Here is a 26,558-nt window from a genome sequence, read left to right as displayed (position 1 = left end):
AGATCGGCGACCCGATCCGCCTCATCCTCGTCCCCTGACGCCCGTCAGCAGGACGACAAGCCACCCTGGGCAGGGGTGAGTGGGTGCCGGTGCGTGAGGGAGCACCGGCGCCCACGGCTTTCCGGCAGCCAGAACCCGTGGAGATGGAGCCATGCAGCCAACCAAAGCACCGGGCCGCACTCCGCAGCGCAGCGACGCTCGCTCGAACCGTCAACGCATTCTCGCTACCGCTCGGCAAAAACTGCGGGACGACCCCGACGCAAGTCTCGACAGCATCGCCCTGGCGGCCGGCATCGCACGACGCACCTTCTACGGACACTTCGCCAACCGGCAAGCGCTCATCACCGAGTTGACGCAGGAAGCAGCCCGGGCGCTTCAGCAGGCGTTCGCCGCAACCCGTATCCCGGGTGCTGATCCGCTGGAGGCAATGGCACGGATGGCCCTGGCGGCATGGGCGGTGGGCGACCAGTACCGCGTGCTCATCTCCTTGGGGCGCCGCCACCTGGGAGAAGAGACCATCCGCGCCACCTTGGCCCCTGCCCGCGAAGAGGCCATCGCGGCCCTACGACGTGGCCAGCACGAAGGCGTGTTCGCGAACCACGTCCCCGCGCCCGTCCTCGCCCAGGCGCTGGAATCACTGATGCTGGCCCTCGCCGAGGAGAACACCGCATCCACATGGGCGGACCCCACGGGTGAGGCTGCGGTGACAGCGTTCCTCGTCGCCGCCGGCGTAGCACCACAGATCGCATCGCGCCGGGTTCGGGCCGTGTTGCGTGAGTAAGCGGGACTCTTTCTTGATGCGGCCATGACGGCAGCCCACACAGCCGTTTCCGTACGGCGTACGGTCCTGGTGGACGCCCGGCCAGGACGGCTGTACCGACTCATTGACCAGCATCGATCGAGAGGCTGCAGGCGGGCGGTGCCGTGCCGTGTCACGTCGGTCCCGTCCACATCGGCGCGGACGCGCGTGTCTGCGGCACGAGGCTTCGGCCTCTTCATTCTCCCTGTGTCGCTGTTTCGCTTCTGTCCATAGATTCACCCTTGTAGGAGTTCATTCATGCCGGCCATTCTGATCCACGGCGTACCCGACACCCACCATGTGTGGGACGGCGTGCGCGAGCATCTCACCCGCAGCGACGTGGAGGCTTGGGACCTGCCCGGTTTCGGTTCGCCGCGACCCGAGGGCTTCAACTGCACCAAGGAGGAGTACGTCTCCTGGCTCATCGAGCGGTTGGAGGTAATCGGCCAGCCGGTCGACCTCGTCGGCCATGACTGGGGCTGCCTCCTCACCGCCCGCGTGGCTTCCGTACGGCCGGATCTGATCCGCACGTGGGCCGGCAGCAACGGTCCGGTCAGCGCCGAGTACGTCTGGCATCCGCTGGCCAAGCTGTGGCAGGACCCGGTCACGGGCGACCGCTGGGCCAAGGAGTACGACGCCGCCGCGTTCGCCAAGGACCTGACCGACAACCTCCAGATCCCGGCCGAGCTGGCCGAACAGACGGCCGGCCGCGTGGACGAGACCATGCGTGACAGCATTCTCAAGCTCTACCGTTCCGCATTGACGGTCGGTGCGGAGTGGGAACCGAATCTCGCGGACCTGGCCGGACCGTCCCTGGTGTTCTGGGGGACGTTCGACCCAGTCTGCCCCGTCGAGTTCGGCGAGAAGATGGCCGCGTCCGTACGCGCCACCCGTTTTCTGAGGCTGGACAGCAGCCACTGGACGCCGATCCAGAAGCCGGTTGAGGTCGCCGCCGCCCTCGAGGAACACTGGAGCAGCTCCAGGGGGTGACTGGCGCGCCCCGCCCGGGGCGGACGGGAGGGCTCCCGCACCGCCGGGCATACCGCCGAAACGGGGCGGGCGCTCGTGCAGAAGACGGCGGGCGCCTCGTTGCGGGCGGCGCTGACGTCCGGCTCACCGCACCGAGTACGCCTACGCCCTGCGACAGGGCCATTGATCACACCCACGGCAAGCACCGTTGCAGCACTACGGTCCCCGAGTGCTGGATGTGCCGTTCGTAGTCCCTCATGACGGCGGGCGTTCGCATGACGGCGGGCGTTCATCGTCCAGGCCTGTGAGCGTTCGACGACCCAGCAGCGGGGCAAAAGGCCAAGGCCGTGAAGTTTGCGGTTGGGGCGTGTTGTCAAGGGTCTGCGGGCGCGAGGATGTCGATGCCGGTGGTGGCTTTGTAGCTGGTGCGGTCGATGCGGGGGCCTCGGGCCTGGTACTTGGAGATGGCGCGTTTGACGATGCGAGGGCTGATCCGCAGGCGCCGTGCGGGCAGCAGGCCGGCCAGGACGTGTCGGCCGATCGTGCCGGCCCAGGTCGATGACGATGTCGGTGATGATGCCCGCGGCCAGGATGATCTGGTCGCGGGCGGCCTGCCAGGCGATGGTGAAGCCGGCCCGGTCGGGATCGGTGCCGGGCCGGGTGCTGGTGGCGTCTGCCATGGCGGTCCGTAGCAGCTGGTAGACCACCAGCAGCGCGTAGATCTCCTGCTCGACGCCGTCGCGGGTGCGGGCCCGCAGGACGCGGCCGCCGAGGATGGTCGACTTCAGTTCCAGGTAGGCGGTTTCGATCTCCCGGCGCTGGTGAGACAGGGTGGCGAGTTCGGCTGCCGGGTGGCGGTGGTGGTCGAGCAGGGTGGTGGCCGGCCGGTAGAGGCCGGTGTGCTTCCCGGCGGTGGTGGTCCACAACATCGTGCGCCGCGGCGAGCGGGCTTCTCACCTGTGCGATCTGCGCGAATCAAGCGCGCGGACTCGCTCGGCCGGGGCGACGCTCCAGCACGGTCGTACAGCAAGTCGATGACGGTGGAGGCACCTCGGACACCGTGGGCGCGGCGCGGGTCGTCAGGTCTCGTGATCTCGTGCGCCGCGGGACTGCCGGCCGGCGACCGGCAGCACGGTCAGCGGTACGTCCAGGCGGGCACGGAGATCATCGACATCCGTGTCGAAGACCTCCCGCACGCACACACCGTGCGCTCCGACATCGAAGACGGCGAGGTCGGTGTAGACCCGGCTGACGCAGCCGACGCCGGTCAGCGGGAAGGTGCACTTCGGGACCAGCTTGGGTCGGCCCTGCTTGTCGAACAGGGTCGTCATCACGAAGACGTGCCGGGCACCGACGGCGAGGTCCATCGCCCCGCCCACGGCCGGAATCGCGTCCGGCGCGCCGGTGTGCCAGTTGGCCAGATCACCTGTCGCGGATACCTGGAAGGCGCCGAGTACGCAGACGTCGAGGTGGCCGCCGCGCATCATCGCGAACGAGTCGGCGTGGTGGAAGTACGACGCGCCGGGCAACTCGGTCACCGGCACCTTGCCCGCGTTCGTCAGGTCCGGATCGATCTCGTCGCCGAGCGCGGCTGGACCCATGTGGAGCATCCCGTTCTCGGTGTGCAGCACCGCACCCGAGCCCGCGGGCAGGTGATCGGCCACCGTCGTGGGCCGGCCGATCCCTAGGTTGACGTAGGAGCCGGCCGGGATGTCACGAGCGACGATGGCGGCGAGCTCGTCGGGGCTCAGTGGCATGTCAGCGCGCTCCCTGCACGACGTAGTGACGAGTCTCGACCTGCACGACGCGGTCGACGTAGATGCTCGGCGTGACGACCGCCTCGGGGTCGAGGCCGCCCCTCGGTACCACCGCCGCGACCTGGACGATCGTGTTCGCCGCTGCGGTCGCCATCACCGGCCCGAAGTTGCGGGCGGTCTTGCGGTAGACCAGGTTGCCCATCTCGTCGGCACGGTGGGCGCTGATCAGTGCGGCGTCACCCCTGATCGGGTATTCGAGCACGTGGGCACGCCCTTCGATGGTTCGGGCCTCCTTGCCCTCGGCCAGCGGCGTCCCGATGGTCGTCGGGCAGAAGAAGGCGCCGATGCCGGCGCCGGCTGCTCGTATCCGCTCCGCGAGGGTCCCCTGCGCGACCACCTCGAGTTCGATCCTGCCGGACCGGTAGAGCTCGTCGAACACGTAGGAGTCACTCTGCCGGGGGAAGGAGCAGATGACCTTCCGCACCCGGCCGGCCTTCAGTAGCGCCGCCAGCCCCACCTCGCCGTTGCCGGCGTTGTTGGACACGATGGTCAGGTCTTTCGCGCCCTGACGGATCAGAGCGTCGATGAGGTCGAACGGCATCCCGGCCAGACCGAACCCGCCGACCAGGACGGTGCTGCCGTCCTCGATGCCGGCGACCGCCTCCTCGACCGTGTCGCAGATCTCGGTCCGGCTCACGCGTCGACCGCCGTGTTCTCGACGACTTCGGCCATATCGCGGACCAAGGCGTAGCTCAGCAAGAAGTCCTCCAGCCTGATCGCCGAGCGGTCGGGGTACATCTGGGCGGCCTCGACGAGGCTCATGGCGAGATCGGGCATCGTCCCGTGTCCCTACACGGATGCGGCGGACTGACCTGTCCGGCACAGGACGAAGTCGCTCTCGCAGTGCAGGACGCCGTCCTCGCCGGGCACGAAGTCGCGGATCAGTGACTCCTTGACGCCGAAGACGGAGTCGGAGTCCAGGTACTGGCTGTCGCGGTCGAACACATGGGTGGTCAGCGGTTCGAAGCCCGGGGCCGAGACCCTTGCGTGGATGTGCGCCGCCCGCCACGGGTGCCGTCCGGTATCGGCCAGCAGCCGGCCAACGGGCCCGTCGGCGGGAATGGGATAGGGCACCGGCCTGACGGTGCGGATCTCGTAGCGGCCGTGCTCGTCGGTGCGGTACACGCCGCGCAGGTTCGTCGGCGGTTGAAGGCCGGGCTGCTGCACGGCGTAGAAGCCCGTGGCGGCGTTCTGCCACACATCGAGGCGTGCGCCCGGGATCGGCTGTCCGTTCTCGTCCCGCACGGTTCCCTTGAGCAGCGCCGGCCGGCCGCCGTCGTCGTACTCGACCATGGAGGCACCGAAGTCGCGGTCCGGTGAGCCCGGCACGTAGAACGGGCCCAGGATGGTGGGCTCCGTCGCGAGCGACTCGACGTCGGAGTGGTTGATCAGGTCCACCAGCGAGGACAGCCCCAACGTGTCCGACAGAAGGATGAACTCCTGCCGCGTGTCGTCGGTGATATGACCGGCCGCGGTGAGGAAGCGGATGCCGGCCAGCCATTCCCGGTCCGTCAGCCGCACCTGCTTGGCGAAGCTGTGGAGGTGCCGAACCAGGGCGCACATCACCTCGCGCAGCCGTGGGTCGGGGGTCGCCCCAAGTCGGGAGACGGCCTGGTCGGTCAGGTCGTCCTCGGCCATCTTGTCCATGGTCATCTCTCTCGTCAGGGAAGGAAGGCGGCGGGGCGGTCACCTGTACAGGAGGCGGCGAGAACCGCGCGGGCGCAGGCATGGTCGACCGGGCGCGGGTTGACCGGCCGGCTTTGCACGACGATGTCCGCGGCCGCGTCGATCTCCTGGGCCGGGAAACCGAGCGCGGACAGGGACTGCGTGGCCCCGATCTCCCTGCGCAGGTCCCACAGCGCACCCGCCGCGTGGTCGATGTCGCGGCCGGCCGCCCGGAACGCGGCCTCTACGGCCGCCATCGCCCTCGGTGCGGCATGGGCGTTGACGGCCAGCGCGTACGGGATGACCGCCGAGTGGGAGGGAGCATGCGGCAGGTCGTAGGTGCCGCCGAGGGTGTGGCAGATCTTGTGGTGGATGCCCATCCCGGTGGTGCCGAGCGTCCAGCCGGCGAGCCAGGCGCCGTAGTTCACCTCGGTGCGGGCGTTGATGTCCGCCGGTTCCGCCACCGCCTTGGGCAGACCCACCGCAAGCGCCCGGATCCCTTCGTGCGCGGTGAGCGCGGCCAAGGGAGACACCTGCGGCGCGTAGAGGCCCTCGGCGAGATGCGCCAGCGCGTTCATGCCGCTCGCGGCCGTGAGCGCGGGCGGAAGCGACACGGTGAGCTCCGGGTCGTAGATGACGACCCGGGGCAGGACATGCGGGTCGCGCCCGGTGGTCTTGCGCCGGTTGTCGGTGAGACCCCAGATCGGTGTCATCTCCGACCCGGCGTACGTGGTGGGTACGGCGAGGATCGGCAGGTGTGTGTCCTTCGCGATGGCTTTTGCGGTGCCGATCGCAGAACCGCCCCCGACCGCCACGACGGAGTCGGCCGCGGCGACGTGTGCGGCGTGCACCGCTCGCGCGGCTACGTCTACCGGAACGTGCATGGCTACTTCGTCGAAGTGACCGACGAGCAGCGGCCTCAGCAGGTCGGACATCTCCTGCCCGGCCTTGGAGGAGGAGGCGCTGACGAGCAGCGGCCGGGTCAGCCCGAGCCGGGTCAACTCGGCGCCGAGCCCCAGCCGACTGCCGACACCGAACACCACCCTCGATCGGGGGACTTCATGAACGAAGTGCATGGCGACTCATCCTTGTCACGGCGTGTTCCTCACATAGAGGTCGGCACGTTTTCCCGAGTCCGAGCGAGCCAGGTCGCAACACCATGTGTCAGACCTTTGTGACGTCGTCGACGACCAGGGACGAGCGCAGGCGGCACAGCACGGCATCCAGGCTTTGGGCGGCGCAGGCGTCGTACACGTAGAAGTCCGGGCGGATGACGACCGCATCGGCATCCAGGTCGTCGAACCAGGCAGCGTAGACGCCCTCGTCGTCGGAGACCGGCGCGCCCTCGCCGACCTCGACTAAACGCAGACCGTAATCGTTCGCCCAGGCACGGGTCCCGTGCGGGAGCGGGGCGAAGGCTCCGGGTCGGCCCAGTACTGTCCAGCCGTGTCCGAGGACGTCGTCGAACCGGCCACTGACTCCGCCCGCGGTCACGCGCCCGTGGTAGGACACGTATCCGGCCTCCGGATGGCTGCCGGTCAGGCCGGCCCCGAGGCGCGGGAGCGGGGGAGGCGCAGGAGCGAGCTCGGGGTCTTGGAGGGCTGCCTTCATCCGGGCGTCGCGCACGGCGGCCGCCTGCGGATCGGTCACACAGATCACCTGGCCGAGTCCCACGCACAACTCGATGACATGACGGACGTGTTCGATGCGCTCCGGGCCGTACGTGTCGAGCAGGGAGTCGGGTGCCTTCTTCCGCAGGACCGCGTCGAGCTTCCATGCCAGGTTTTCGGCGTCGCGGATGCCGGCACACATGCCCTGGCCGGCGAACGGCGGCGTCAGGTGCGCTGCATCGCCGGCGATGAACAGCCGCCCGTCGCGCCAGCGGTCGCTCCAGCGTGCGCCGAACGTGTAGACCACGTGCCGTTCGAGGACCGCGTTGTCCGGGGTCAGCCCGAATTCGCCGACCAAGCGCCATGCTGTTCGTGCGGTGTTGAGCTCCTCGACCGTTTCTCCGGGAAGTCGCATGAACTCGAACCGCTGACGATGTGGCGAACCACCGGGGATGACCGTGGTCGGACGTTCGGGTCGGCACCACTGCCATGCGCGCGCTTCGAGCTCAAGCGGCTCGTGCGGAAGCAGGTCGACGATGAGCCAGTCGAACGCGAACCCGAGGTCGGTGGTCGTCACCGCCATGTTGTTGCGCACGAACGAGTTCGCGCCGTCGGCACCGACGACGTACTGGCACCGGAATGACCGCGTCTCGGAGTCCGGGCCGCCCTCGTGCGGGCGGGCCGCCACTGTGGCGACGCTGTCGTCCTGGACGACCTCGACCGCTTCCCAGCCGCGGAGCACCTGCGTCCTGGTCTGTGTGGCGACGATGTCGTTGATCTCGCGCTCGAGGTGGGGCTGGTAGAAGAAGTTGTTGACGTTCCATCCCGAGCGCCCGCGGCCGCGCCAAACCAGCTCGAGCAGGACCTCCTTGTCCGCATTCACCCAGCGGTAGGGGACGTCGAACTGCTGGATCGCGGGAGTGGTGTCGGCGTCCAGGCCGATGCTGTTGAACAGCCGGGCGATCTCGTCGTCGAAGTGGACCGCACGCGGGAATGCGTAGGCTTCCGAGTGCCGTTCGATGCAGACCGAGGTCCAGCCCAGGCGCCCCAGCTTGTAGGAAAGGTACTGCCCCACCGGGCCGTACCCGACGATGACGACGTCAACGTCGGTGTGCTGGCTCATCTCCCACCCGCTTCCCTCGAATGCCACCCGGCCGAGCGCCGGTTCGGGCCGTGTCCGCACACGTGCTGGTTCAAGGAAGACGTGCCGCGATCAGTTGCCGTCGCGCCGGCCGCTCGCGCTCGCGGGCGCTCATGTCCGGCAGTCCTTCGTACCGCCCTGGGACAGTGGGTTGTCATGGCGTGCTCCTGGTGAACAGGTTGACGAATTCGGTGAGGGCTGCTTCCAGCGCCTCGTCGTAGGGCAGGGACAGGAAGCGTTCGGCGTTGCGGCGGCCACCGGCCAGCACACGCGATCGCGTGGCGCGGGCGACCCAGCTTTCGGTAGCCGTGCGCAGCCGGTCAGCGGGGACCACCTCGTTGACAACACCGATTTCGTAGGCACGTTGGGCGTCGAACGGTTCGCCGGTGAGGATGTTCTGGAACGCATGGTGACGTCCAAGGGTGTGCAGGACGGGAACAGAGGCGACCATGGGCCAGGCACCCAGGCTTGATTCCGTCGTGCCGAGCCTGGCTCCTTCGGCGGCGACCACGATGTCGCTCGCGCATACCAGTGAGAAGCCCGACATGAGGGCGTCGCCGTTCACCGCGGCGATGACGGCGACGCCGAGGGCCGGGAGTGTCTTGAACAGTTCGACCATCGCCTCTCCGAACTCCGCCGGGTCACCCTGGCCGAGTCGCGCGGCGTCCACCCCACCGCAGAAGACGTCGCCCGCGCCGGTCAGCACGACCGCCGTGACGTCGGGGTGCTCGTCCGCCGCGCGCAGCGCGTCGATCAGACCGGCGACCAGACCGGGGTGCAGCCCGTTCACGTCCGGATTGTCGAGGGTGATCCACGATGCATTGCCCCGAAGTTCGGTACGTATGCCGTCCATTCCCGTTCCTGCTCCGTCCGTCGTCAAGAAATCTTCGGTGGGAGATCCGTCGTCACGCGGTCGCGTCGACGACGTGACGCCCCTTACATGTGGGTCAGGAGCCAGTCCGCGCCCGGGCCCAGGTGCTCGGCGGCGAAGTCGGTGACCGCGTGGTTGCCTTGCTCGAACATCCACAGCTCGCCCTTGGGCAGCGCCTGGGCGGTTCGCCTGCCATGGCGGTCGCCGTCCAGAAGCACGTCCTTACCACCGAAGATCACCAGGGCGGGAACGTCGACCCGTTCGGCAACACCGTCGAGCGTGAGCGACTTGGCGCGCTCACGGGCCGTCTTCTCGCTGCCGCCGCCGAGGTTCCAGGCGTATTTTGCGCGGTAGAGGGGCGGCATCCGCTCCCACTCCTCGCCCAGGGTCCACGGGCCGCAGTTGGCCAGCACCGCTGTGATGCGCGGCTCGAACGCGGCAGAGCGGATGGCGTAGTAGCCGCCGAGACTCACACCGGCGGCCGCGATCCGCGTGAGGTCGAGGTCGTCGCGGCCGTCCAGAACATCGAGAACCGCGGACACCGACCGCTCGTAGTCGAGTCGGATGCCCAGCTCGAAGCCGACCTCACCCTGACCTGGGCCATCCATGGAGAGCGTGGCCATCCCACGGCTGAGGAAGTCCTCTTCCCACTTCGGGAACTCCTCCTTGACGGATTCGGTGCCCGGGAGGAGCAGGACCAGCGGCGGCCGGGCGGTGCCGCGCGGTCGGCGGAGGTTGCCGACGACCTTGTGCCCTTCGAACGGAACCTCGATCCGCTCGAAGGCCGGGTCCAGGAGCCGCAGGCCCGCGGCAACGGCGTCGACACTGCGGACCGTCAGATCCCGGTAACGGGCGTCGTCCTGCACCGCCAGGGACTTCCCGAAGTGGAAGGCGACTCCGGCACGCACCCGCGCGGCACCGGCGCTCGTCTGCCATCCTGCGGCCTGATAACGGTCCGCCAGCCCCAGATAGTGCTCGCCCATCGCCGTCCACTGGTTCCACCAGTCGTCCCAGCCGGCGACCTTCTCGGACAGCCGCTGGTAGTCAGCGAGGTCGATGCCTCTGATCAGGCATCGGGCCCGCATGGTCGCGAGCGCCACGCCCACGTCGCCACGAGGATCTGCCATGGAACTCCCCTTTCACTCGAATGCACTTGAATCCACTGGAAGGCCTCAGCCGGGTGTCGTCATCCACCGCCGGCGGCCGGCGCGAAGCGCAGTCGGCCCGGCTGGTCACGTCGTCAACTGCGAACGGCCGCAAGGACGGAGCCGATCACCGGCTCCCACACGGCGATCTCGGTCCGGGCAATCACGCCGGCGACAGCGAAGGGGTCCTTCTCCAGCAGTGCCCGCACCTGGGCCTTCTCCGCACGGAACAGCAGCAGGGCACCGCGCGGCTCGTCAGGCCCGTAGGGTCCGGACACCAGCAGGACGCCCTGGTCGGCGAACCGACGCAGCCAGTCACGATGCTGCGGCAGGACACCGTCGCGTCGGGCGACGTCATCGGTGTAGCGGTAGGTGACGGCGACGATCGTCATCCGGCCCCCACCTCCGACTCCGACCGCGCCGAGCATGCTGTACCGGTGTCGCGACCGCCGCCCGAGCGATCGGCGGCACCAACGGCATCGAGGAGTGTTATGGCACGGGCCTGGTTGGTGACCCCACCGCCGACGACAGTGCTGTTCCGTTGCATGGGTCCCCTCGCCTCGTCGTTGAGAGCGTCGACAGCAACCCTGCTTGCCGATCTCCACAGAATTGCCGATCTCGGCAGGGATGATGATTTCCTCAGAGAGTAGGGAGGGTTACAACCCCTGTCCAGGTGCCGGATCAACTTGATGTCAGGTTTTATGGGTGGCCACGTCGCTCGCCGCGCTCGCCCTGACGACGCCCCTGATCACGCCTCTCGCGCACCAGCTGGTGGCCACCATGTACGCACGCCTGACAGGACGGCGTCTGCCGGCAGAGCGGGCCTGCAGCTACGTGCAGGCATGCGCGATCGACTGCACCGGTGTGACGCCGTGAGGCATCTCGGTGGCCTCGTCATCGGTGGCAAACGGCAGGCAGGCCAGAACAGGGCCGAAGATTACCGACGAACAGGGGGCGATCTACGCGGAGCCGGAGATCGCCAGGTCGATGTGTCTGACGCTGCGGGGCGTCGTGCTCCGCCTGCATCCCGGCCTGCCGTACCGCACGTACGTCATGGTGAAGCAGGAACAGGGCCAGGACCCCCAGGTGACGTGGACGACTTCGTCACCAACCCCGACTGCCAGTCGGCCGCGACAATGGCACCGGGCAGGACACGGACGGTTCACAGGACTGGCAGCCGGACGAGGACGGTCCGGGCCAGGCGATGGTCCCCAGCACGGACAGGGCGGAGATCCGGGTCGCGGACGGCGCCGCGAGGCAATTTCGCACCTACCTCTCCACCCTCGGCCCGGTACGGGTTCGCGTCGTCGACTGCGAGATCACCATCACCACCACCGCCGGGAAGCACATCGGCCTCTACCGGCCGGCCACCACCCTGCTCGACCACCACCGCCACCCGGCAGCCGAACTCGCCACCCTGTCTCACCAGCGCCGGGAGATCGAAACCGCCTACCTGGAACTGAAGTCGACCATCCTCGGCAACCGCGTCCCGCGGGCCCGCACCCGCGACGGCGTCGAGCAGGAAATCTACGCTGCTGGTGGTCTACCAGCTGCTACGGACCGCCATGGCAGACGCCACCAGCACCCGGCCCGGCACCGATCCCGACCGGGCCGGCTTCACCATCGCCTGGCAGGCCGCCCGCGACCAGATCATCCTGGCCGCGGGCATCATCACCGACATCGTCATCGACCTGGGCCGGCACGATCGGCCGACACGTCCTGGCCGGCCTGCTGCCCGCACGCCGCCTGCGGATCAGCCCCCGCATCGACATCCTCGCGCCCGCAGACCCTCGACAACACGCCCCAACCGCAAACTTCACGGCCTTGGGCAAAAGGCCGAACCCGGATGTGTCCCTCAGGCTGCCGAGGGTCTTGATGGTGAGGTTGAGATGCTTCTTCGCCAGCGGCGGGGCCACAATCGCGCCGGACCCTCAGGCGAGATCGGGCAGCGGGCGCCGGGTGACCTCGTGCGCGTCCTCCGGGGGGAGGCCCAGCATGCGCAGGACCATCTCGGCCAGGTCGGAGGCGGTCTCGTCGCCGTCGAGGTCGGGGCGGGCCAGCCGCAGCGCCACCAGGGACAGCAGGGTCCCGCCCAGAGCGGACAGGGCCGTGGTCGGGTCGGTGCCGGTGAAGCGGCCCGAGGCGATGCCGTGTTCCAGATCACGAAGCGCTCGTGGGGACAGGCCGCGCTCGGAGTGGATGTGGGCCAGGCCGCGGTCGCGCAGGATCCGCATGAGTTCGGGGTGGGAGTCGGCCATCCGGGCGGTGAGCCGGAAACCGGCCGCAACCAGCTCGGCTGGGTCGTCGATCCCTGCCACACGCTCGTCGATGACCTGGCCGAACTCCTCCAGGGCATCGGTCACCGCGGCGTCGAACAGCTCCGTCTTGGACTCGAAGTGGTTGTAGAAGGAGCCGAAACCGACGTCCGCGCGCTCGGCGATGGCCTGGATGCTGGCGCTGGTGTCCCCGCTCTCCGCGAGGATCTGCCGGGCCGCACGGATGAGTGCCTGACGGGTCTCGGCGCGGCGCCGTTCGAAGCGGTTGCGGGGCGGGGCTGACGTCGGCATACGACCGAGTGTAACAACCGTGTCGATGATCCCCCCATGGCTGATGATTCTCTCAATTCTTTGGGTCTGCTCTATTGACGATGAGCAACGGCAAAGTTGATGATTTCCTCATTACGGCAGTGTTGCTTGGAGGGCACCATGTCCCACACCCCCGTTAACAGGGACGATCTCCTGACGCCCCATCAAGATCTCCACAGTGAGTTGGGCGCCCTGCGCGGTGAGCATCCCGGGCGGTCCCGGAACCCCGTCATCAAGGTGACGGACCTTGCCTGGCTGGAGTTCGAGAAGCCTGATCTGGACCGGGCGGAGGTGTTCGCCCGGGACTTCGGATTCGCGATCGCCGCCCGCACCGAGCGCGAACTGTGGCTGCGCGGCACGTTCGCGGGCTCACCGTGCATGGTCATCCGCCGAGGGCAGGCGTCCCGCTTCATCGGAACGGCGTTCCGCGCGGCCGAGCGGGCCGATCTCGACCGGCTGGCCCGCGCGACCGGCAGTGACGTCCGGGACATCGACGTACCCGGCGGCGGACAGTCGGTCGCCCTGCTCGATCCCTCGGGCTTCCCGGTCCGGGTCGTGCACTGCGCCGAGCAGCTGCCGGCTCTGTCCGAGCAGCAGCCGCTGGTCCTCAACACCGGCGCCGGACGCCGTCGTACGAACGCCACCCAGCGGCCGCCCCGTGAGCCGTCGCGTATCCAGCGGCTCGGGCACGTGGTGCTGGAGACACGGGTGTTCATGCGGGCCCTGAACTGGTACCTGGACACCCTGGGGATGATCGTGTCCGACTTCCTGTTCCTGGACGGGCAGCGCGGGCGCGGCCCGACCATGGCGTTCATCCGCTGTGACCAGGGAAGTCTGGCCGTCGATCACCACACGCTGGCCCTGCACCTGGGGCCCGGCACCGGCTACGTCCACTCCGCCTACCAGGTCACCGACCTCGACGCGATCGCCGCCGGCGGGGAGTACCTGGCCGAGCGCGGCTACCGGCGCAGCTGGGGCATCGGCCGGCACATCCAGGGCAGCCAGCTCTTCGACTACTGGCGCGACCCCGACCATTTCATGCTGGAGCACTTCGCCGACGGCGACCTGTTCTCCTGCGACCTCGAACCCGGGTGGGCGCCGATGTCGGCGAGCGGCCTGGCCCAGTGGGGCCCGCCCGTCACCCGCGACTTCCTGGGCGCCAACCCCTCCCCCGCCAAGCTCCGCGAGGTCATGCATGCCCTGCGCGGCGACAACGAACTCGACCCCGCACGTCTGCTGGGCCTGATGAAAGCGATGAGCTCATGAGCACCAACGTTCTGCGCACCACCGACGGCTGGTGGGTCGTACGCGACGAGCGCGCCGTCCGCGTCGAGACCAAGGCGGTCACCACTGCCGAGCTGCTCGCCGACCGGGACGCGGTCCGCGAGGCCGCCGCCTCCGACGAAAGCGGTACGCCCGTGGCCGACCTGGTGGCGCTGCCCCCGGTCACCACCCCCTGCCGGGTGGTCGCCCAGATGGTCAACTATCGCAGCCACGCCCGCGATTCGGGCTTCTCCGGCGAGGTCCCGCCGACCTTCTTCCGTAAGGCGTCCGGCTCGGTCAGCGGCCCGCACGACACGATCGTCCGCCCGTCGCACGTCAACTTCCTCGACTACGAGGTGGAACTCGGCCTCGTCATGGGTGCCCCGCTGCCGGTCGGCGCCGTCGTGGAGGAGCGGGACCTTCCCCGTTACGTCGCCGGGCTGGTCCTGACCAACGACGTCAGCGCACGCGACGTGCAGCTGACCAAGACCCAGTTCTACGAGAGCAAGTCCTACCCGACCTTCACGCCGACCGGACCGTACCTGGCCCTGCTGGAGCCCGAGGACTTCGCCCACTTGCTGAATCTGCGGCTGCGGCTGTCGGTCAACGGCGTGCCGCGCCAGGACCGCACGCTGGCCGACATGATCGTGCGGCCCGCGCAGGCACTCACGCTGCTCGCCCGCTTCCAGACCCTCGACCCGGGCGACCTGCTGCTGACCGGCACCCCAGGCGGCACCGCGCTCAAGGCCCCGCCCAAGCCGGTCGCCAAGATCAGTGCGCTGCTGCCGCCCGCGGTGAGGTGGAAGGCGTTCTTCAAGGGGCAGGCCAAGAACCCCCTGTACCTGCATGCGGGCGACGTCGTCACGGCCACGATCGGCACCCCGGACGGGCGGATCGACCTCGGCGAGCAGCGCAACGCCGTGGCGGATGCGAGGTGAGCGCCGCAATCCGGAGGCCGGTGGTGATCATCGGTGCGGGACCCGTGGGCGTCACGGCCGCGCTCCTGCTCGCACGACACGGAGTGCCCAGCCTGCTCCTGGAACGCCACCGGGACATCTACCCCCTGCCGCGCGCCGTCGTCGCGGACGACGAGATCCGCCGGATCCTGCAGAGGGTCGGTGTCCAGGAGGAGTTCGCCGCTCTCGTGCGTCCCGCGCCGGGGCTGCGGTTGCTGGATGCCCGGCGCCGGGTGATCGCCGAGTTCCCGCGGTCCCTGCACGGACATCACGGCTTCCCACAGCTCAGCATGTTCGACCAGCCCGACCTGGAACGCCTGCTGCGTGACGCCCTGGCGCGTCGCCCGGAGTGCGAGCTGTGGGGCGGGGTGGAGGTCATGTCCGTCACCCAGGACAGCGACGGACCGATGGGTTCGACGGGTCCGGTCCGGGTCGCCTTCCGTCGCGATGGCAGCGACGAGGTGGAGCAGGTGTGGGCGGATGCCGTCCTCGGCTGCGACGGCGCGGGCAGCCTCACCCGCGAAGCGATCGGCGCCAGCTGGGAGGACCTGCACTTCGAGGAGAGCTGGCGGGTCATCGACGTGCGCACCAGCCTCCCGGTGCGCACCTGGGAAGGTGCGGAGCAGATCTGCTGCCCGAACCAGCCCGCTACCTTCATGCGTCTCAGTGGGGACCGCTACCGCTGGGAGTTCCGGCTGGCCGACGGTGAGCAGTTGGACGGCCCGGAGGGGCGGGAGCGCCTGCGTGAGCTGGTCGCCCCGTGGGTGGACCTGCCGGCCGGAGCCGCGCCAGGCGACTTCCAGGTGATCCGGCAGGCTCAGTACACCTTCCGGGCCCGCCTCGCCGACCGGTGGCGGCGGGGGCGCGTCTTCCTGCTGGGCGATGCCGCCCACCTCACCCCGCCGTTCGTCGGGCAGGGTCTGTGCGCGGGCCTGCGTGACGCGTACAACCTCACCTGGAAACTCGCCCGGGTCCTCCGGCAGGGCGCAGATGAGCTGCTGCTGGACACCTACGAGCGCGAGCGCAAGCCGCACGCCCGCCATCTGATCCGTGTCGCGGTCGCCGTCGGCTGGGCCATGACCGGCGGACAGGACCGCGGTGCGGCGCTGCGCCGGGCCGTTGTGGGCGCGGTGTGTCGCGTCCCCGGCGTGACCGCGGCGGTGAGCCGTGACCTCAGCCCCGCCCTGACCGCCGGTCCACTCGTGCGGCGCCGCCCCCGGCTCACCGGCCGGGCACTGGCCGGCACCTTCTGCCCGCAACCCTGGGTGCTTCACGGCGGCGGCAGAGTGCGCCTCGACGACGTCCTCGGGGACTCCTTCGCCGTCGTGACCGCCGTGCCGCCCACCGCGCAGATGAAGGCTGTGGCCACGGCACTGGGCGCACCCACGATCCACGTTGGCGACCTGGGCGACGACGGCACCCTGGCCGCCTGGCTGGCACGCGGCCGCGCCGACGCCGTCCTGCTGCGCCCCGACCGCGTCGTACTGGACACGGTCCCCGTAGGCACCGGCGACTTCACCGACACCGCCGCCTGGGCACCGCTGCTGCACACGGCCCGCCGCCCCGCCGAAGCCCGGCCCGCCCACTGACGAGGAGCCCCGCACCATGACCACCCCGCACCCGACCCCGCCCTTCCTGGCTCCCGACCCGAAGGCGGCCGCCGGCAGTCGCATCGCGGACTTCACCCGCTGGGCCGCCCGGCACGCAGGCGCCGAAGCGCTCCAGGACCCCACCGACTACCAGGCCCTGCACCGCTGGTCGGTCACCGACCTGGAAGGATTCTGGGCCGCGGTGTGGGAGTACTTCGACATCGACGCGACGACTCCGTACGAGCGTGTGCTGGCCGATGAGACCATGCCCGGTGCGCGCTGGTTCCCAGGCGCCTCCCTCAACTACACCCACCACGCGCTGCGCAACCTGGACCCGGAGGCGCCCGCGATCACCGCACTGGACGAAACCGGAGCCAGCTACGAGATCACGGGTCGGCAGCTGCGCGCCCAGGTCGCCTCCGTCGCAGCCACTCTGCGCGATCTGGGCGTCGGCCAGGGCGACCGGGTGGTCGGCTACCTGCCCAACACCCCCCACGCCATCATCGCCTTCCTCGCCACCGCGAGCCTGGGAGCGGTGTGGTCGGTGTGCGGTCAGGACTACGCCCCCAAGGCTGCCGCCGACCGCTTCGCTCAGCTCGAACCGACTGTGCTCGTCACGGCGGACGGCTACCTCTTTAACGGCACCACGCACGACCGCCGTGCCGCCTCCCTCGAGCTGGCCGCCGCCCTGCCCACGCTGAAGGCCACGGTGCTCGTGGACCACGTGGGCCTTGCCTGGCCCCAGACCCGGACCGCGGGACTGACGGTTCCCTGGGAGGACGCGGCCACCCGCACCGAATACCTCACCATCGCCCCGGTGCCGTTCGACCACCCGCTGTGGATCGTCTTCTCCTCCGGCACCACCGGCCTGCCCAAGGGCATCGTCCACGGGCACGGCGGCGTCCTGCTGGAGCACCTCAAGACCCTCGGCCTGCATTGCGACCTGGGCGCCGGGGACCGCCTGCTGTGGTACACCACCACCCACTGGATGATGTGGAACCTGGCCGTCTCCACTTTGCTGACCGGTGCCGCCACCTGCACCTACGACGGCAGCCCGGCGCCGGTGGCGCGTCCGGACATCCTGTGGGAGCTGGCGGCCCGCCACAACGTCACCGTCTTCGGCACCGGTCCCCAGTACCTGCTGGCCATGGCCAAGCTCGGCGTCGAACCCTCCGTGCACGACCTGTCGGCGATCCGCGTCATCGGCTGCACCGGCTCCGCCCTGCCCGCCTCCGCCTACCCCTGGGTCCGCGACCACGTCGGCGCCGGCATCCAGCTGGCGTCCACCAGCGGCGGCACAGACGTCGTCTCCGGCTTCGCCGGCAGCGCCCCCACGACCCCCATCTGGGCGGGCGAGCTGTCCGCCCCCAACCTGGGCGTGGCGCTGGCAGCGTACGACAGGGCTGGACGGCCGGTCGTCGATCAGGTCGGCGAACTGGTCGTCACCCGTCCGATGCCGTCCATGCCGCTGTACTTCTGGAACGACCCCGACGGCAGCCGCTACCGCGACGCCTACTTCACCGCCTACCCGGGCGTGTGGCGGCACGGTGACTGGATCACGCTCACCTCGCACGGATCGGTGATCGTCCACGGCCGCTCCGACGCCACCCTCAACCGCAACGGCGTACGCCTCGGCAGCGCCGACATCCACGACATCGTCGAACACCTCCCCGAGATCACCGAGGCCCTCGTCATCGGCGCGGAGGAACCCGACGGCGGCTACTGGATGCCCCTGTTCGTCGTCCCCGCGCCCGGTGTGACGGTGGATGACGCCCTGCGAGACCGGATCCGAGACGCGATCCGCGCCGGTGCCTCGCCCCGCCACGTGCCCGACGAGATCCTCGCCGTACCGGCCATCCCACACACGAAAACCGGCAAGAAACTCGAGGTCCCGGTCAAACGCCTCCTCCAGGGCGCCCCCGCCGAGCAGGTCCTCAACCCCTCCGCGGTCGACAACCCCGACCTGGTCGCCTACTTCGCCGACCTGGGAGCCGAACGCCGTCAGCTCCGTCACCCGCACACCCCCGAGGGCGTCTCGTGATCCTCTCCGTCTCGCTGACCTGTCTCATCGCGTTGATCTTCGCCCTGCTGGGCGTGGCCAAGATCCTTGCCCTGGGGCCGATGCCCGGGCTGGCCGCCCACGCCGGTTTCACGACCGCGGCCTACCGGGTCATCGGCGGGCTGGAGCTGGCGGGCGCCGTCGGCGTAGCGGTCGGCCCGGTCGTACCGCTGTGCGGCGGCCTGGCCGGTATCGGGTTGCTGATGCTGCTCGCCGGTGCCGTGATCACGCACGTGCGCAAGGGCGATGGGGTGCCCAAGCTCGTCCCCGCGGTGGCGTGCACAGCCCTGGTCGCCTGGTATCTCACGCTCCTTTCCGGCCTGTGACGCGTTCAGGTGCAGACGGCCGCCTGTGGCATAGGCTCCGTCCCGCACGCGACCAGGAGCCACCGGACCTGTGAGCGGGCCCCCGCTGAGGCTGGCAAACTGAATCTGTGGTTCCGCTGATGACCGCGACCGATCAGGCCGTGTCCTCATCACTCACAGGCGCCGGCGTGGTGTCGATCTGCGCGCTGCTCTTCACCGTCGCGTCGTTCTGGTGGCTCAACGCCCGACAGGGACGCCTGAAGGCGTGGGAGCCTCATTCCTTCGCGGCGATCGTCCACGGTTCCACGGCCCGCCTCCGGCTTCCGCTCGTCCTGCACAACACCGGCCCCAAGCCGATCGTCGTGCAGGACCTCATCCTGACCTTCCCTGATGAGCCCGCATCCCACCTGCCACTCCTATGGGTGTCCTCCCCGTCCCGCCTCCAGCCGGGACCCGACGAGGAAGCGAAGCTGCCGGCCGGATTCGTCGTGCCCGGCAGAGAGGCACAACAACTCTTCATCGAGTTCGAGGCACCGTTCTCCGGATTCATCCCGGAGGCCCGTGACTACAAGGCCCAGATACAAGTGCGGGTCGGCCACCGCAAGGGGTGGCGCCCCCTGCTGACGTTCACCCTGAGGGCCGCCAACATCATCGATCCAGATCGCTACACCGTCTACAACAACGCACCGGTCGAGCTGACGAAGGAAGATCAGAGGAGAGCCGATGCGGCGCTCCTCGAACTGCTGGAAGAGCACGGGGACGGCTCCCCTCCGGACGGCAGGAGACGGAGAGATCCGCCGGATGACGGCGACGCCGACACGAGCGGTTGATGCGGAGTCCCGGATCGGCGCGGCGGGCATTCTCTCGGTGGTCATGGTCCACCAACCAGAACCTCCCCCATTGCATGATCGCCTCGGGTGAGTCGGTAAGGGTCTGGAGGGGTCCGAGGCCGATCAGCCTCGGCACCGGTCATGGCGCCGACCCGGCATCGCTCTGCCTGGAGCGTTCCGCCGGGCTTCCTCGCGGACCGAGAGACGAAGGGCCACTGATGTCTCGATCCATGCGCGCTCTCGTAGCCGTAGCGGCTGGCGAGCCCACCGATGTCCTGCGGCTGGAATCACGGCCGGTTCCCACGCCGGACGCCGGTCAGGCGTTGATCCGTGTGAAGGCGACCCCGGTTCACGCGAGTGATCTGCACGTGCTGCGCGGCCGCTACGGCTTCTCGCCGGAGTTTCCCGCTGTCGGGGGCAACATGGAGTGCGTGGGCCGCATCGCAGACCTGGGCCCGCAAACCGAGGGGCTGAAGGTCGGTGAGCGCGTGGTGGTCGCCGCGATCCCGGCTGTACCCGGGCCCCCTGTGGCAGGCACCTGGCAGGAATACCTCGTCGCCGACACATACAGGCTGCCGGCGGTCCCCGAGCAGCTGAGCGACTCCAGCGCCTGCTGACCCCGCACAGCGCAGAGACGACGGCACGCACGGAGCGCGCGGCCTGCAGCGGCTCCTGCACGCCGGCCACCCTGCAGGCGGATCCGGTGGCCCGCGAACCGGCCCATCGCGTCATTCCGGAAAAATGCGGAACTCGAATTCGGGACGGTCCCACGGCACGGCGGGCGGGTTCGCGAACGCGGTCCCGGTCCGCACCGCACCAACGCGGTGGTAGAAGTCCTCGGCGGGAAGATGCGACACGACCTTGAGACGGTCAAGCCCGGCGGCACGGGCCTCGGACCGCATGTGCGCGACGAGCAGCCGTCCAATACCCCGTCCTTGCACTTCGTCGGCGACGAACAGCAGGTCGAGCTCCGGCGGAGCGAGGACGAGCGAGTAGAACCCGAGGACCCGGCCTCCATGCTCGCCGGCGCCGACGGCCACAAAGGTGCGGTGGGCCTCGATGTAATCAGGGCCGACCCGGTAGCCCGCGACGGCGGCTGCGTACTTACCCTCATAGGCGCCTGAGCCACGCACGAGCCGCGTGAGCCGTTTGGCATCCCGCGCGACGGCCCTCCGTATCGTGATCGGCTGGCCGATCGGGGAAGTGGGTGAACTCATCGGGAGAGTATTTCGCACCGGGGAGTGCCTTCGTGCGGCGGGTCGGCTGCTCGGGCAGGCGTTCCTGCACCGCTCCCGGGAACCGCTCACCCAGGCCCCGATCGACCCAGGAAATTCCGAGCCGGCCTCGTGAGGCGGATCATCCCCGACCTGTTCACCGGCCCCGGCGGCTGGAGCAACGCCCTCACCGTCCCCGGGGCCCGGGACATCGGCCCGGAGTGGGACAGCTTCGCCTTGTTCCGGCCGCCCGCGTGATCCGATCGTGACCAGGCAACCACTGCGAGTGTCCCGCTGCGTCGGAAAAAGGAGATCCCGCAGGCAATGGATCACCCGGTCCCGCTCTCCGGGTACCGTCAGGGTATGAGTCATCCGCACCCCGAACTGAAAGCCGCCCCGCCCCTTCCTGAAGGAGGGCTGCGGGTCATCGCCCTGGGCGGCCTGGGTGAGATCGGCCGCAACATGACCGTCTTCGAGCACGCGGGCAAACTGCTCATCGTCGACTGCGGCGTGCTGTTCCCCGAGGAGACCCAGCCCGGCGTGGACGTGATCCTGCCGGACTTCACCTCGATCCGGGACCGGCTGGACGACATCGTGGCCGTGGTACTCACCCACGGCCACGAGGACCACATCGGCGGCGTGCCGTACCTGCTGCGCGAGCGGTCCGACATTCCCGTCGTCGGCTCCAAGCTGACGCTGGCGTTCCTGGAGGCCAAGCTCAAGGAACACGGCATCCGGCCGCGCACGGTACGGGTGCGGGAAGGCGACCGGCGTGGCTTCGGGCCCTTCGACTGCGAGTTCGTGGCGGTCAACCACTCCATCCCCGACAGCCTCGCGGTCGCGATCCGCACCCGGGCCGGGATGGTGCTGCACACCGGCGACTTCAAGATGGACCAGTTCCCTCTCGACGACCGCATCACCGACCTGCGCGCCTTCGCCCGCCTCGGCGAGGAGGGCGTGGACCTGTTCCTCACCGACTCCACCAACGCCGAAGTACCCGGCTTCACCACCTCCGAGCGGGAGCTGAACCCGGCGATCGAGCAGGTGATGCGCACCGCGCCGCGCCGGGTCATCGTCTCCAGCTTCGCCAGCCACGTGCACCGCATCCAGCAGGTCCTGGACGCCGCCCACCAGCACGGCCGCAAGGTCGCCTTCGTCGGCCGGTCGATGGTCCGCAACATGGGCATCGCCCGTGACCTGGGCTATCTGAAGGTCCCCTCCGGTCTGGTCGTGAGCACGAAGGAGCTGGAGAAGCTCCCGGACCACAAGATCACTCTGGTGTGCACCGGCTCCCAGGGCGAACCGATGGCCGCGCTGTCACGGATGGCCAACCGCGACCACGTGATCCGCATCGGCAAGGGCGACACCGTCCTGCTCGCCAGCTCCCTCATCCCCGGCAACGAGAACGCCATCTACCGGGTGATCAACGGACTCACCCGGTGGGGCGCCCATGTGGTCCACAAGGGCAACGCCAAGGTGCACGTCTCCGGGCACGCCAGTGCCGGCGAACTCGTCTACTGCTACAACATCGTCAAACCCCGCAACGTCATGCCGGTGCACGGCGAATGGCGCCACCTGCGGGCCAACGCCGACCTCGCCATCCGTACCGGTGTCGACCCCGACCGGGTCGTCATCGCCGAGGACGGCGTCGTCGTCGACCTGGTCGACGGGCGCGCGTCCATCACCGGCAAGGTCCCCGCCGGCAACGTCTACGTCGACGGCATGGAAGTCGGCGGCGCCACCGAAGCGTCCCTCAAGGACCGCCTCACCCTCGCCGCCGAAGGCGTGGTCACGGTGGTGGCGATCGTCGACGCGGACACCGGCGCCCTCGCCGAGGCCCCCGACTTCCTGGCCCGGGGCTTCGTCCACGACGACGCCACGTTCGAGCCGGTCATCCCCGTCATCGAGAAGACCCTGGCCACCGCGGCCGAGGAAGGCGTCGGGGACGCGCGCCAACTCGAACAACTCCTCGCCCGCGCCGTGGCGAACTGGGCGTTCCGCACCCACCGCCGCCAGCCCCTCATCATCCCCGTCATCATCGACGCCTGAGCCACAGCCCGGCAGCACGGACCCGTTCCGGCCCCGGCCCCGCCGGCATCGAGGTCGGGCACGGCGCCGGCGGCGGGCCGCGGATGGTGTTGCTCGCGTCGGGCAGCACCGCCAGCCGGTCGTGGCCGGGCCGATGCCGGCCGATCAGCGGCGCCGAGCTTACGTCGACCACGAACAGTCGGGACCGGTGACGGTCGATGCGGTGGCAGTGAAGACCGGTGAGTTCGCCAACGCCGGACTGGAACGCCTGCCTCCGCAGCCAGAACTCGTGGTCCTCGGCGCCTGGGAAAGCATGGATGCTCAGCTCACCCTGTCGCCCGGAGCGAAGCCCTGCGCAACGACGAGGCCGATCTGGGATTCATCGAGGGCCCCTCGACGCGGTGTTCGTCTCCCCGGACGACCGGTTCGCCTGCGTCAGCATGGAGAGTTACCACCCGAACAACGCCGGGACCGTGTCCTATGCGCAGGGCAAGAACGACGAGTCGCACTTCCGCGCGCTCGCCGAGACGGCGGGCGGCGGACGTCTCGGCATGGTGAGCGCGATACCCGCCGCGACCACCACCGTGGTCGACTTCCGGGGGAACGAGCACTACTCGACGCCGGGCAACGGCTGGGGGGCGTCCGTCGTCGTCTGCTACCGGGTGACCCTGGGCCCGTCGATGCCGCATCCCGTACCGCTGGAGACGGTCACCTGCTGAGATGATCGAGTGGGACGTCTGCGGACCGGGACACTGGCCGACCTCACGCAGAAGCCCCACCGGAGCACGGTGGGGCTTCTGCGTCTCACGCACGCTCTCACACGCCCGTTTCGGCACGGTGGACCGCTACCGGGACCCGTCCTCGTGCGACAGCTCGAGGTCGAAGCCGGTGACACCGCTGCCGTCCAGGCGCACCGACCCGGCGACCGGGGCGTAGCCGCTGGCGATGACGGTGTAGTCGCCGCCGACGAGGTCGGTGAACCCGTAGGCGCCGTCGGAGCCGGTGATCGTGGTGCCGACCACGTTCCCGGCCGCGTCCAGCAGGGTGACCTTGGCGTCGTCGAGCGGGCGGCCGGTCGCGGTGCCGACGACACCGTGGAGCCGGGCGCCGGGTTCGAGGCGGATCTCACAGACGTCCGCGGCTCCCGGGGTGACCTCGACCGGGAGGGCGGCCGGGCGGTGTCCGGGCGCGTTCACCACGAGCGTGTAGCTGCCGGGGACCAGATCGGCGAGCTCGAAGGCGCCGTCGGCGGCCGAGGTGCCGGAGGACACGACCTCACCGCGTACGTCGGTGGCGACCAGCAGCGCTCCGGGCACCGGCTGTCCCTCGACGGCGTCCCGGACCGTCCCGGTGAGCGCGACGGTGCCGCTCAGCGCGAGATCGCAGGCGACCGGCTCCTCGCCGACGAGCACCGTGACGGCCTGGGGCTGCCGGGCACCGGCGGCGCCGATCAGCACATAGGTGCCGGGGCCGGTGACGGACAGCGCGTAGGCGCCGTCGGCGCCGCTGACGGCGCGGCCGAGCTGCCGGCCGTTCACGTCGATCAGGGTGATCACGGCCTGCGGCACCGGGGCGCCCGTGCCGTCCAGCACCCGGCCGTGGACGTCGTACGACGGGGCGCCGGGAACGGGTGCGAACCGATCGGCCGGCCCGGCGACGGGCTTGATGCCTCCGGCCGCCGCGCCGGCGGTGGTGGGCTCCGGGGCGGCCGGCTCGGTGGTCGTGGTGGCGGCCGGTTCCGGAGCGGGGCCGGCGTTCTCCTCGGCGGCCCGTGCCTCCAGTCCGGAGACCTTGCGCAGCGGCACCTCCTTGGTCCACACCGCGACCAGGAAGCCGAGGACCATCACGGCCGCCGCGATGAGGAACACGAGCTGCATCGAGTCGGTGAAGCCGACCTTGAACGGCTGGGCCAGGCGCGGGTCGAGGTGCTGGATGAACGAGGAGTCGTCGAGCACCCCCGAGCCGCTCCCGCCGCCCGCGTGCGGGTGCTTGAACAGCTCCAGCACCGGCTTGTTCGCGGGGTTGGCCCGCACGGCCGGGTCATGCAGCGCGGCCTGGAACGCGGGCGTCTGCGCGGCGGACCGGAAGGCCGAGCTGATCTTGTCGCCGACGGTGCTGAACAGCACGGAGAGGAAGACCGCGGTGCCGGCGGTGCCGCCCATCTGCCGGAAGAAGGTGGCCGACGCGGTCGCCACGCCCATGTCCTTGGGCTCCACGGCGTTCTGCACGGCCAGGGTCAGGATCTGCATGCATCCGCTGAGGCCGATGCCGAACAGCGCCATGTAGGCCATGGTCTCCGGCAGTGCGGTGTCCCACTGCACCCGGTAGTGGAACAGCAGCATGGCGGCGATGATCAGCGCGGAGCCGATGACCGGGAAGACCTTGTACTTGCCGGTCTTCTGGATGATGCGGCCGACCACGATGGTGCCGGCGATCATCCCGACCATCAGCGGCAGCATGAGCAGGCCGGACTTGGTGGGGCTGACGCCCTTCACGATCTGCAGGTACAGCGGGACCATCATCATCCCGCCGAACATGCCCATGCCGATGAGCACGGACAGCAGGCTCATCTTGCTGAAGACCGCGCTGCGGAACAGCCGCATCGGGATCAGGGCCTCCTCGCCCATGGCCCGTTCGACGAGGACCCACACCAGCAGGCCGACCGCGCCGACCGCGTAGCAGACGTAGGCCTTGGTGGAGGTCCATCCCCAGTCCTGGCCCTGCTCGGCCACGAGCAGCAGCGGCACCACGCCGACGGCGATGGTGAGCGCGCCCCACCAGTCGATGCGGTGCTCGCGCCGGGTGTGCGGGAGGTTGAGCACCTTGGCGACGACGAACAGCGCGATGATGCCGACCGGCACGTTGACCAGGAACACCCAGCGCCAGCCGGAGATGGTCAGGATGCTGCTGCGGCCCGCGAGGAAACCGCCGATCAGCGGGCCGAGCACGCTGGAGGAGCCGAACGTGGCGAGCATGTAGCCCTGGTACCGGGCCCGCTCGCGGGGCGGCACGATGTCACCGATGATCGCCAGCGCCAGTGACATCAGACCGCCCGCGCCGATGCCCTGGAAGGCCCGGAAGGCGGACAGCTCCGTCATAGAGGTGGCGAACGAGCAGGCCGCCGAGCCCGCGATGAAGATCGTGATGGCCGCAAGGAAGTAGGGCTTGCGGCCGTAGAGGTCGGACAGCTTTCCGTACAGCGGCGTGCTGATGGTGGAGGTGATCAGGTACGCGGTGGTGACCCACGCCTGCGCGCTGAGTCCGTGCAGATCGTCGGCGATCGTGCGGATCGAGGTGCTGACGATGGTCTGGTCGAGCGCCGCGAGGAACATCCCCAGCATGAGGCCGCTGAGGATCGTCATGATCTGACGGTGTGTCAGCCTGCCGGCCGGCGCCGATGCCGGTATCGCCTCGGTTCCCCCACGGGCCGGGGATGCGGACGTGGTCATGCGTGCGGATCTCCTTGCCTCGCCCCGCCGCCCGGGCCCAGCCCGGCCGTGAGGCTCGTGTACGTGCGGTCGACCAGGTCGTCGCCGAAGTGCAGCAGCGGACGATCATCACTCACGTTCCGTTGCTTGCGGCTACCAACTGAGTGTAGATGCTGGCTGCGGCAGGCCGAATCACACCCATGTCAGGTGGAGTGTTGCGCCCGTACGGCCATCCCCCGAAGGCGTGGCGGGGGACCCACCGGCACCGTCGAGGCGCCGGTCGC

The 26,558-nt window shown here is 69.6% G+C and carries 25 protein-coding genes and 1 pseudogene; 13 read left to right on the top strand and 13 right to left on the bottom strand.

Annotated features, from left to right (window positions below; translation table 11 throughout):
* Nucleotides 1-151 precede the first annotated feature (151 nt).
* Both SRB17_RS33810 and SRB17_RS33805 read left to right on the top strand, forming a co-directional pair.
* A complete protein-coding gene (locus SRB17_RS33810; protein WP_153544035.1) occupies nt 152-781 on the top strand; it encodes a TetR/AcrR family transcriptional regulator in 630 nt (209 codons plus the stop codon).
* Between the two features lie 276 nt (nt 782-1,057).
* The gene (locus SRB17_RS33805; protein ID WP_153544033.1) at nt 1,058-1,789 is read left to right on the top strand and encodes an alpha/beta fold hydrolase; all 732 of its coding nucleotides are present in this window, start codon (nt 1,058-1,060) and stop codon (nt 1,787-1,789) included.
* A gap of 734 nt (nt 1,790-2,523) precedes the next feature.
* Here the strand turns inward: SRB17_RS33805 and SRB17_RS46840 are convergent.
* The 10 genes and pseudogenes from SRB17_RS46840 to SRB17_RS33755 form a co-directional block, all read right to left on the bottom strand.
* Nucleotides 2,524-2,697 (bottom strand): annotated as a pseudogene (locus SRB17_RS46840) (transposase); the annotation flags it as partial.
* Between the two features lie 150 nt (nt 2,698-2,847).
* Nucleotides 2,848-3,525 (bottom strand): 3-oxoacid CoA-transferase subunit B, encoded by a 678-nt coding sequence (locus SRB17_RS33795; RefSeq protein WP_153544031.1) that lies wholly within the window; start codon nt 3,523-3,525, stop codon nt 2,848-2,850.
* Between the two features lies 1 nt (nt 3,526).
* Nucleotides 3,527-4,222 carry a 3-oxoacid CoA-transferase subunit A gene (locus tag SRB17_RS33790; RefSeq protein WP_323376626.1) on the bottom strand — a complete coding sequence of 232 codons (696 nt, stop codon included), beginning with the start codon at nt 4,220-4,222 and terminating at the stop codon, nt 3,527-3,529.
* A complete protein-coding gene (locus SRB17_RS33785; RefSeq protein WP_153544029.1) occupies nt 4,219-4,362 on the bottom strand; it encodes a hypothetical protein in 144 nt (47 codons plus the stop codon). The genes SRB17_RS33790 and SRB17_RS33785 overlap by 4 nt, the downstream gene beginning before the upstream one ends.
* Before the next feature lie 12 nt (nt 4,363-4,374).
* Entirely contained in the window at nt 4,375-5,238 is an 864-nt protein-coding gene (locus SRB17_RS33780; RefSeq protein WP_228396408.1) for a dioxygenase, read from the bottom strand.
* 8 nt (nt 5,239-5,246) lie between these two features.
* Nucleotides 5,247-6,326 (bottom strand): maleylacetate reductase, encoded by a 1,080-nt coding sequence (locus SRB17_RS33775; RefSeq protein WP_153544027.1) that lies wholly within the window; start codon nt 6,324-6,326, stop codon nt 5,247-5,249.
* A gap of 88 nt (nt 6,327-6,414) precedes the next feature.
* Nucleotides 6,415-7,983 carry a bifunctional 3-(3-hydroxy-phenyl)propionate/3-hydroxycinnamic acid hydroxylase gene (locus SRB17_RS33770; protein WP_153544025.1) on the bottom strand — a complete coding sequence of 523 codons (1,569 nt, stop codon included), beginning with the start codon at nt 7,981-7,983 and terminating at the stop codon, nt 6,415-6,417.
* A 172-nt stretch (nt 7,984-8,155) separates the two neighbouring features.
* Entirely contained in the window at nt 8,156-8,854 is a 699-nt protein-coding gene (locus SRB17_RS33765; protein WP_153544023.1) for an enoyl-CoA hydratase/isomerase family protein, read from the bottom strand.
* A gap of 83 nt (nt 8,855-8,937) precedes the next feature.
* Entirely contained in the window at nt 8,938-9,999 is a 1,062-nt protein-coding gene (locus SRB17_RS33760) for an alpha/beta hydrolase family protein (RefSeq protein WP_153544021.1), read from the bottom strand.
* Nucleotides 10,000-10,112: 113 nt separating this feature from the next.
* Nucleotides 10,113-10,409: a YciI family protein gene (locus SRB17_RS33755; protein WP_153544019.1), complete on the bottom strand. Its 297-nt coding sequence runs from the start codon at nt 10,407-10,409 to the stop codon at nt 10,113-10,115.
* 313 nt (nt 10,410-10,722) lie between these two features.
* Here SRB17_RS33755 and SRB17_RS33750 point away from each other — a divergent pair, with 313 nt between their 5' ends.
* The gene (locus SRB17_RS33750) at nt 10,723-10,893 is read left to right on the top strand and encodes a hypothetical protein (protein ID WP_153544017.1); all 171 of its coding nucleotides are present in this window, start codon (nt 10,723-10,725) and stop codon (nt 10,891-10,893) included.
* Between the two features lie 1,055 nt (nt 10,894-11,948).
* Here the strand turns inward: SRB17_RS33750 and SRB17_RS33745 are convergent.
* A complete protein-coding gene (locus tag SRB17_RS33745) occupies nt 11,949-12,584 on the bottom strand; it encodes a TetR/AcrR family transcriptional regulator (RefSeq protein ID WP_153544015.1) in 636 nt (211 codons plus the stop codon).
* Nucleotides 12,585-12,722: 138 nt separating this feature from the next.
* Between SRB17_RS33745 and SRB17_RS33740 the strand changes: the two genes are divergently transcribed.
* The 7 genes from SRB17_RS33740 to SRB17_RS33710 all read left to right on the top strand — a co-directional run bounded on the left by SRB17_RS33740 (nt 12,723) and on the right by SRB17_RS33710 (nt 20,221).
* The gene (locus tag SRB17_RS33740; protein WP_153544013.1) at nt 12,723-13,868 is read left to right on the top strand and encodes a VOC family protein; all 1,146 of its coding nucleotides are present in this window, start codon (nt 12,723-12,725) and stop codon (nt 13,866-13,868) included.
* Entirely contained in the window at nt 13,865-14,803 is a 939-nt protein-coding gene (locus SRB17_RS33735; protein WP_153544011.1) for a fumarylacetoacetate hydrolase family protein, read from the top strand. Before SRB17_RS33740 ends, SRB17_RS33735 begins: the two co-directional genes overlap by 4 nt.
* Complete coding sequence (locus tag SRB17_RS33730) at nt 14,800-16,410, top strand: bifunctional 3-(3-hydroxy-phenyl)propionate/3-hydroxycinnamic acid hydroxylase (RefSeq protein WP_323376625.1); 1,611 nt, start codon at nt 14,800-14,802, stop codon at nt 16,408-16,410. Before SRB17_RS33735 ends, SRB17_RS33730 begins: the two co-directional genes overlap by 4 nt.
* Nucleotides 16,411-16,426: 16 nt before the next feature.
* On the top strand, nt 16,427-18,451 hold the full coding sequence (locus tag SRB17_RS33725; RefSeq protein WP_153544009.1) for an acetoacetate--CoA ligase: 2,025 nt from the start codon (nt 16,427-16,429) through the stop codon (nt 18,449-18,451).
* Nucleotides 18,448-18,795, top strand: a complete 348-nt coding sequence (locus tag SRB17_RS33720; protein WP_323376624.1) for a DoxX family protein — start codon at nt 18,448-18,450, stop codon at nt 18,793-18,795. The genes SRB17_RS33725 and SRB17_RS33720 overlap by 4 nt, the downstream gene beginning before the upstream one ends.
* Before the next feature lie 119 nt (nt 18,796-18,914).
* Nucleotides 18,915-19,604: a hypothetical protein gene (locus SRB17_RS33715; RefSeq protein WP_153544007.1), complete on the top strand. Its 690-nt coding sequence runs from the start codon at nt 18,915-18,917 to the stop codon at nt 19,602-19,604.
* A 230-nt stretch (nt 19,605-19,834) separates the two neighbouring features.
* Entirely contained in the window at nt 19,835-20,221 is a 387-nt protein-coding gene (locus tag SRB17_RS33710; RefSeq protein WP_153544005.1) for an alcohol dehydrogenase catalytic domain-containing protein, read from the top strand.
* Between the two features lie 111 nt (nt 20,222-20,332).
* On the opposite strand, the gene SRB17_RS33705 is transcribed toward SRB17_RS33710, so the two are convergent.
* Nucleotides 20,333-20,821, bottom strand: a complete 489-nt coding sequence (locus SRB17_RS33705; protein ID WP_153544003.1) for a GNAT family N-acetyltransferase — start codon at nt 20,819-20,821, stop codon at nt 20,333-20,335.
* Between the two features lie 129 nt (nt 20,822-20,950).
* Here SRB17_RS33705 and SRB17_RS47705 point away from each other — a divergent pair, with 129 nt between their 5' ends.
* From SRB17_RS47705 to SRB17_RS33690, 3 genes are all read left to right on the top strand, one after another.
* The gene (locus SRB17_RS47705) at nt 20,951-21,076 is read left to right on the top strand and encodes a hypothetical protein (RefSeq protein ID WP_267133467.1); all 126 of its coding nucleotides are present in this window, start codon (nt 20,951-20,953) and stop codon (nt 21,074-21,076) included.
* Between the two features lie 105 nt (nt 21,077-21,181).
* The gene (locus SRB17_RS33695) at nt 21,182-22,867 is read left to right on the top strand and encodes a ribonuclease J (protein WP_153543999.1); all 1,686 of its coding nucleotides are present in this window, start codon (nt 21,182-21,184) and stop codon (nt 22,865-22,867) included.
* A gap of 380 nt (nt 22,868-23,247) precedes the next feature.
* On the top strand, nt 23,248-23,565 hold the full coding sequence (locus tag SRB17_RS33690) for a hypothetical protein (RefSeq protein ID WP_153543997.1): 318 nt from the start codon (nt 23,248-23,250) through the stop codon (nt 23,563-23,565).
* Nucleotides 23,566-23,691: 126 nt separating this feature from the next.
* Here SRB17_RS33690 and SRB17_RS33685 read toward each other — a convergent pair whose 3' ends face one another.
* Nucleotides 23,692-26,295 (bottom strand): MFS transporter, encoded by a 2,604-nt coding sequence (locus tag SRB17_RS33685; protein ID WP_153543995.1) that lies wholly within the window; start codon nt 26,293-26,295, stop codon nt 23,692-23,694.
* Nucleotides 26,296-26,558 lie beyond the last annotated feature (263 nt).

This window comes from Streptomyces sp. RB17 (assembly GCF_009604455.1).
Taxonomy (GTDB): domain Bacteria; phylum Actinomycetota; class Actinomycetes; order Streptomycetales; family Streptomycetaceae; genus Streptomyces.
Note: the sequence above shows the minus strand (reverse complement) of the source record. Positions and strands in the feature narration are given on the sequence as shown.

Bases quoted from the DNA above. Each gene is read 5' to 3' on its own strand.
- SRB17_RS33810 (WP_153544035.1), top strand. From the start codon at position 152: ATGCAGCCAACCAAAGCACCGGGCCGCACTCCGCAGCGCAGCGACGCT.
- SRB17_RS33805 (WP_153544033.1), top strand. From the start codon at position 1,058: ATGCCGGCCATTCTGATCCACGGCGTACCCGACACCCACCATGTGTGG.
- SRB17_RS33795 (WP_153544031.1), bottom strand. From the start codon at position 3,525: ATGCCACTGAGCCCCGACGAGCTCGCCGCCATCGTCGCTCGTGACATC.
- SRB17_RS33785 (WP_153544029.1), bottom strand. From the start codon at position 4,362: ATGCCCGATCTCGCCATGAGCCTCGTCGAGGCCGCCCAGATGTACCCC.
- SRB17_RS33780 (WP_228396408.1), bottom strand. From the start codon at position 5,238: ATGACCATGGACAAGATGGCCGAGGACGACCTGACCGACCAGGCCGTC.
- SRB17_RS33775 (WP_153544027.1), bottom strand. From the start codon at position 6,326: ATGCACTTCGTTCATGAAGTCCCCCGATCGAGGGTGGTGTTCGGTGTC.
- SRB17_RS33770 (WP_153544025.1), bottom strand. From the start codon at position 7,983: ATGAGCCAGCACACCGACGTTGACGTCGTCATCGTCGGGTACGGCCCG.
- SRB17_RS33765 (WP_153544023.1), bottom strand. From the start codon at position 8,854: ATGGACGGCATACGTACCGAACTTCGGGGCAATGCATCGTGGATCACC.
- SRB17_RS33760 (WP_153544021.1), bottom strand. From the start codon at position 9,999: ATGGCAGATCCTCGTGGCGACGTGGGCGTGGCGCTCGCGACCATGCGG.
- SRB17_RS33755 (WP_153544019.1), bottom strand. From the start codon at position 10,409: ATGACGATCGTCGCCGTCACCTACCGCTACACCGATGACGTCGCCCGA.
- SRB17_RS33745 (WP_153544015.1), bottom strand. From the start codon at position 12,584: ATGCCGACGTCAGCCCCGCCCCGCAACCGCTTCGAACGGCGCCGCGCC.
- SRB17_RS33740 (WP_153544013.1), top strand. From the start codon at position 12,723: ATGTCCCACACCCCCGTTAACAGGGACGATCTCCTGACGCCCCATCAA.
- SRB17_RS33735 (WP_153544011.1), top strand. From the start codon at position 13,865: ATGAGCACCAACGTTCTGCGCACCACCGACGGCTGGTGGGTCGTACGC.
- SRB17_RS33725 (WP_153544009.1), top strand. From the start codon at position 16,427: ATGACCACCCCGCACCCGACCCCGCCCTTCCTGGCTCCCGACCCGAAG.
- SRB17_RS33715 (WP_153544007.1), top strand. From the start codon at position 18,915: ATGACCGCGACCGATCAGGCCGTGTCCTCATCACTCACAGGCGCCGGC.
- SRB17_RS33710 (WP_153544005.1), top strand. From the start codon at position 19,835: ATGCGCGCTCTCGTAGCCGTAGCGGCTGGCGAGCCCACCGATGTCCTG.
- SRB17_RS33705 (WP_153544003.1), bottom strand. From the start codon at position 20,821: ATGAGTTCACCCACTTCCCCGATCGGCCAGCCGATCACGATACGGAGG.
- SRB17_RS33695 (WP_153543999.1), top strand. From the start codon at position 21,182: ATGAGTCATCCGCACCCCGAACTGAAAGCCGCCCCGCCCCTTCCTGAA.
- SRB17_RS33685 (WP_153543995.1), bottom strand. From the start codon at position 26,295: ATGACCACGTCCGCATCCCCGGCCCGTGGGGGAACCGAGGCGATACCG.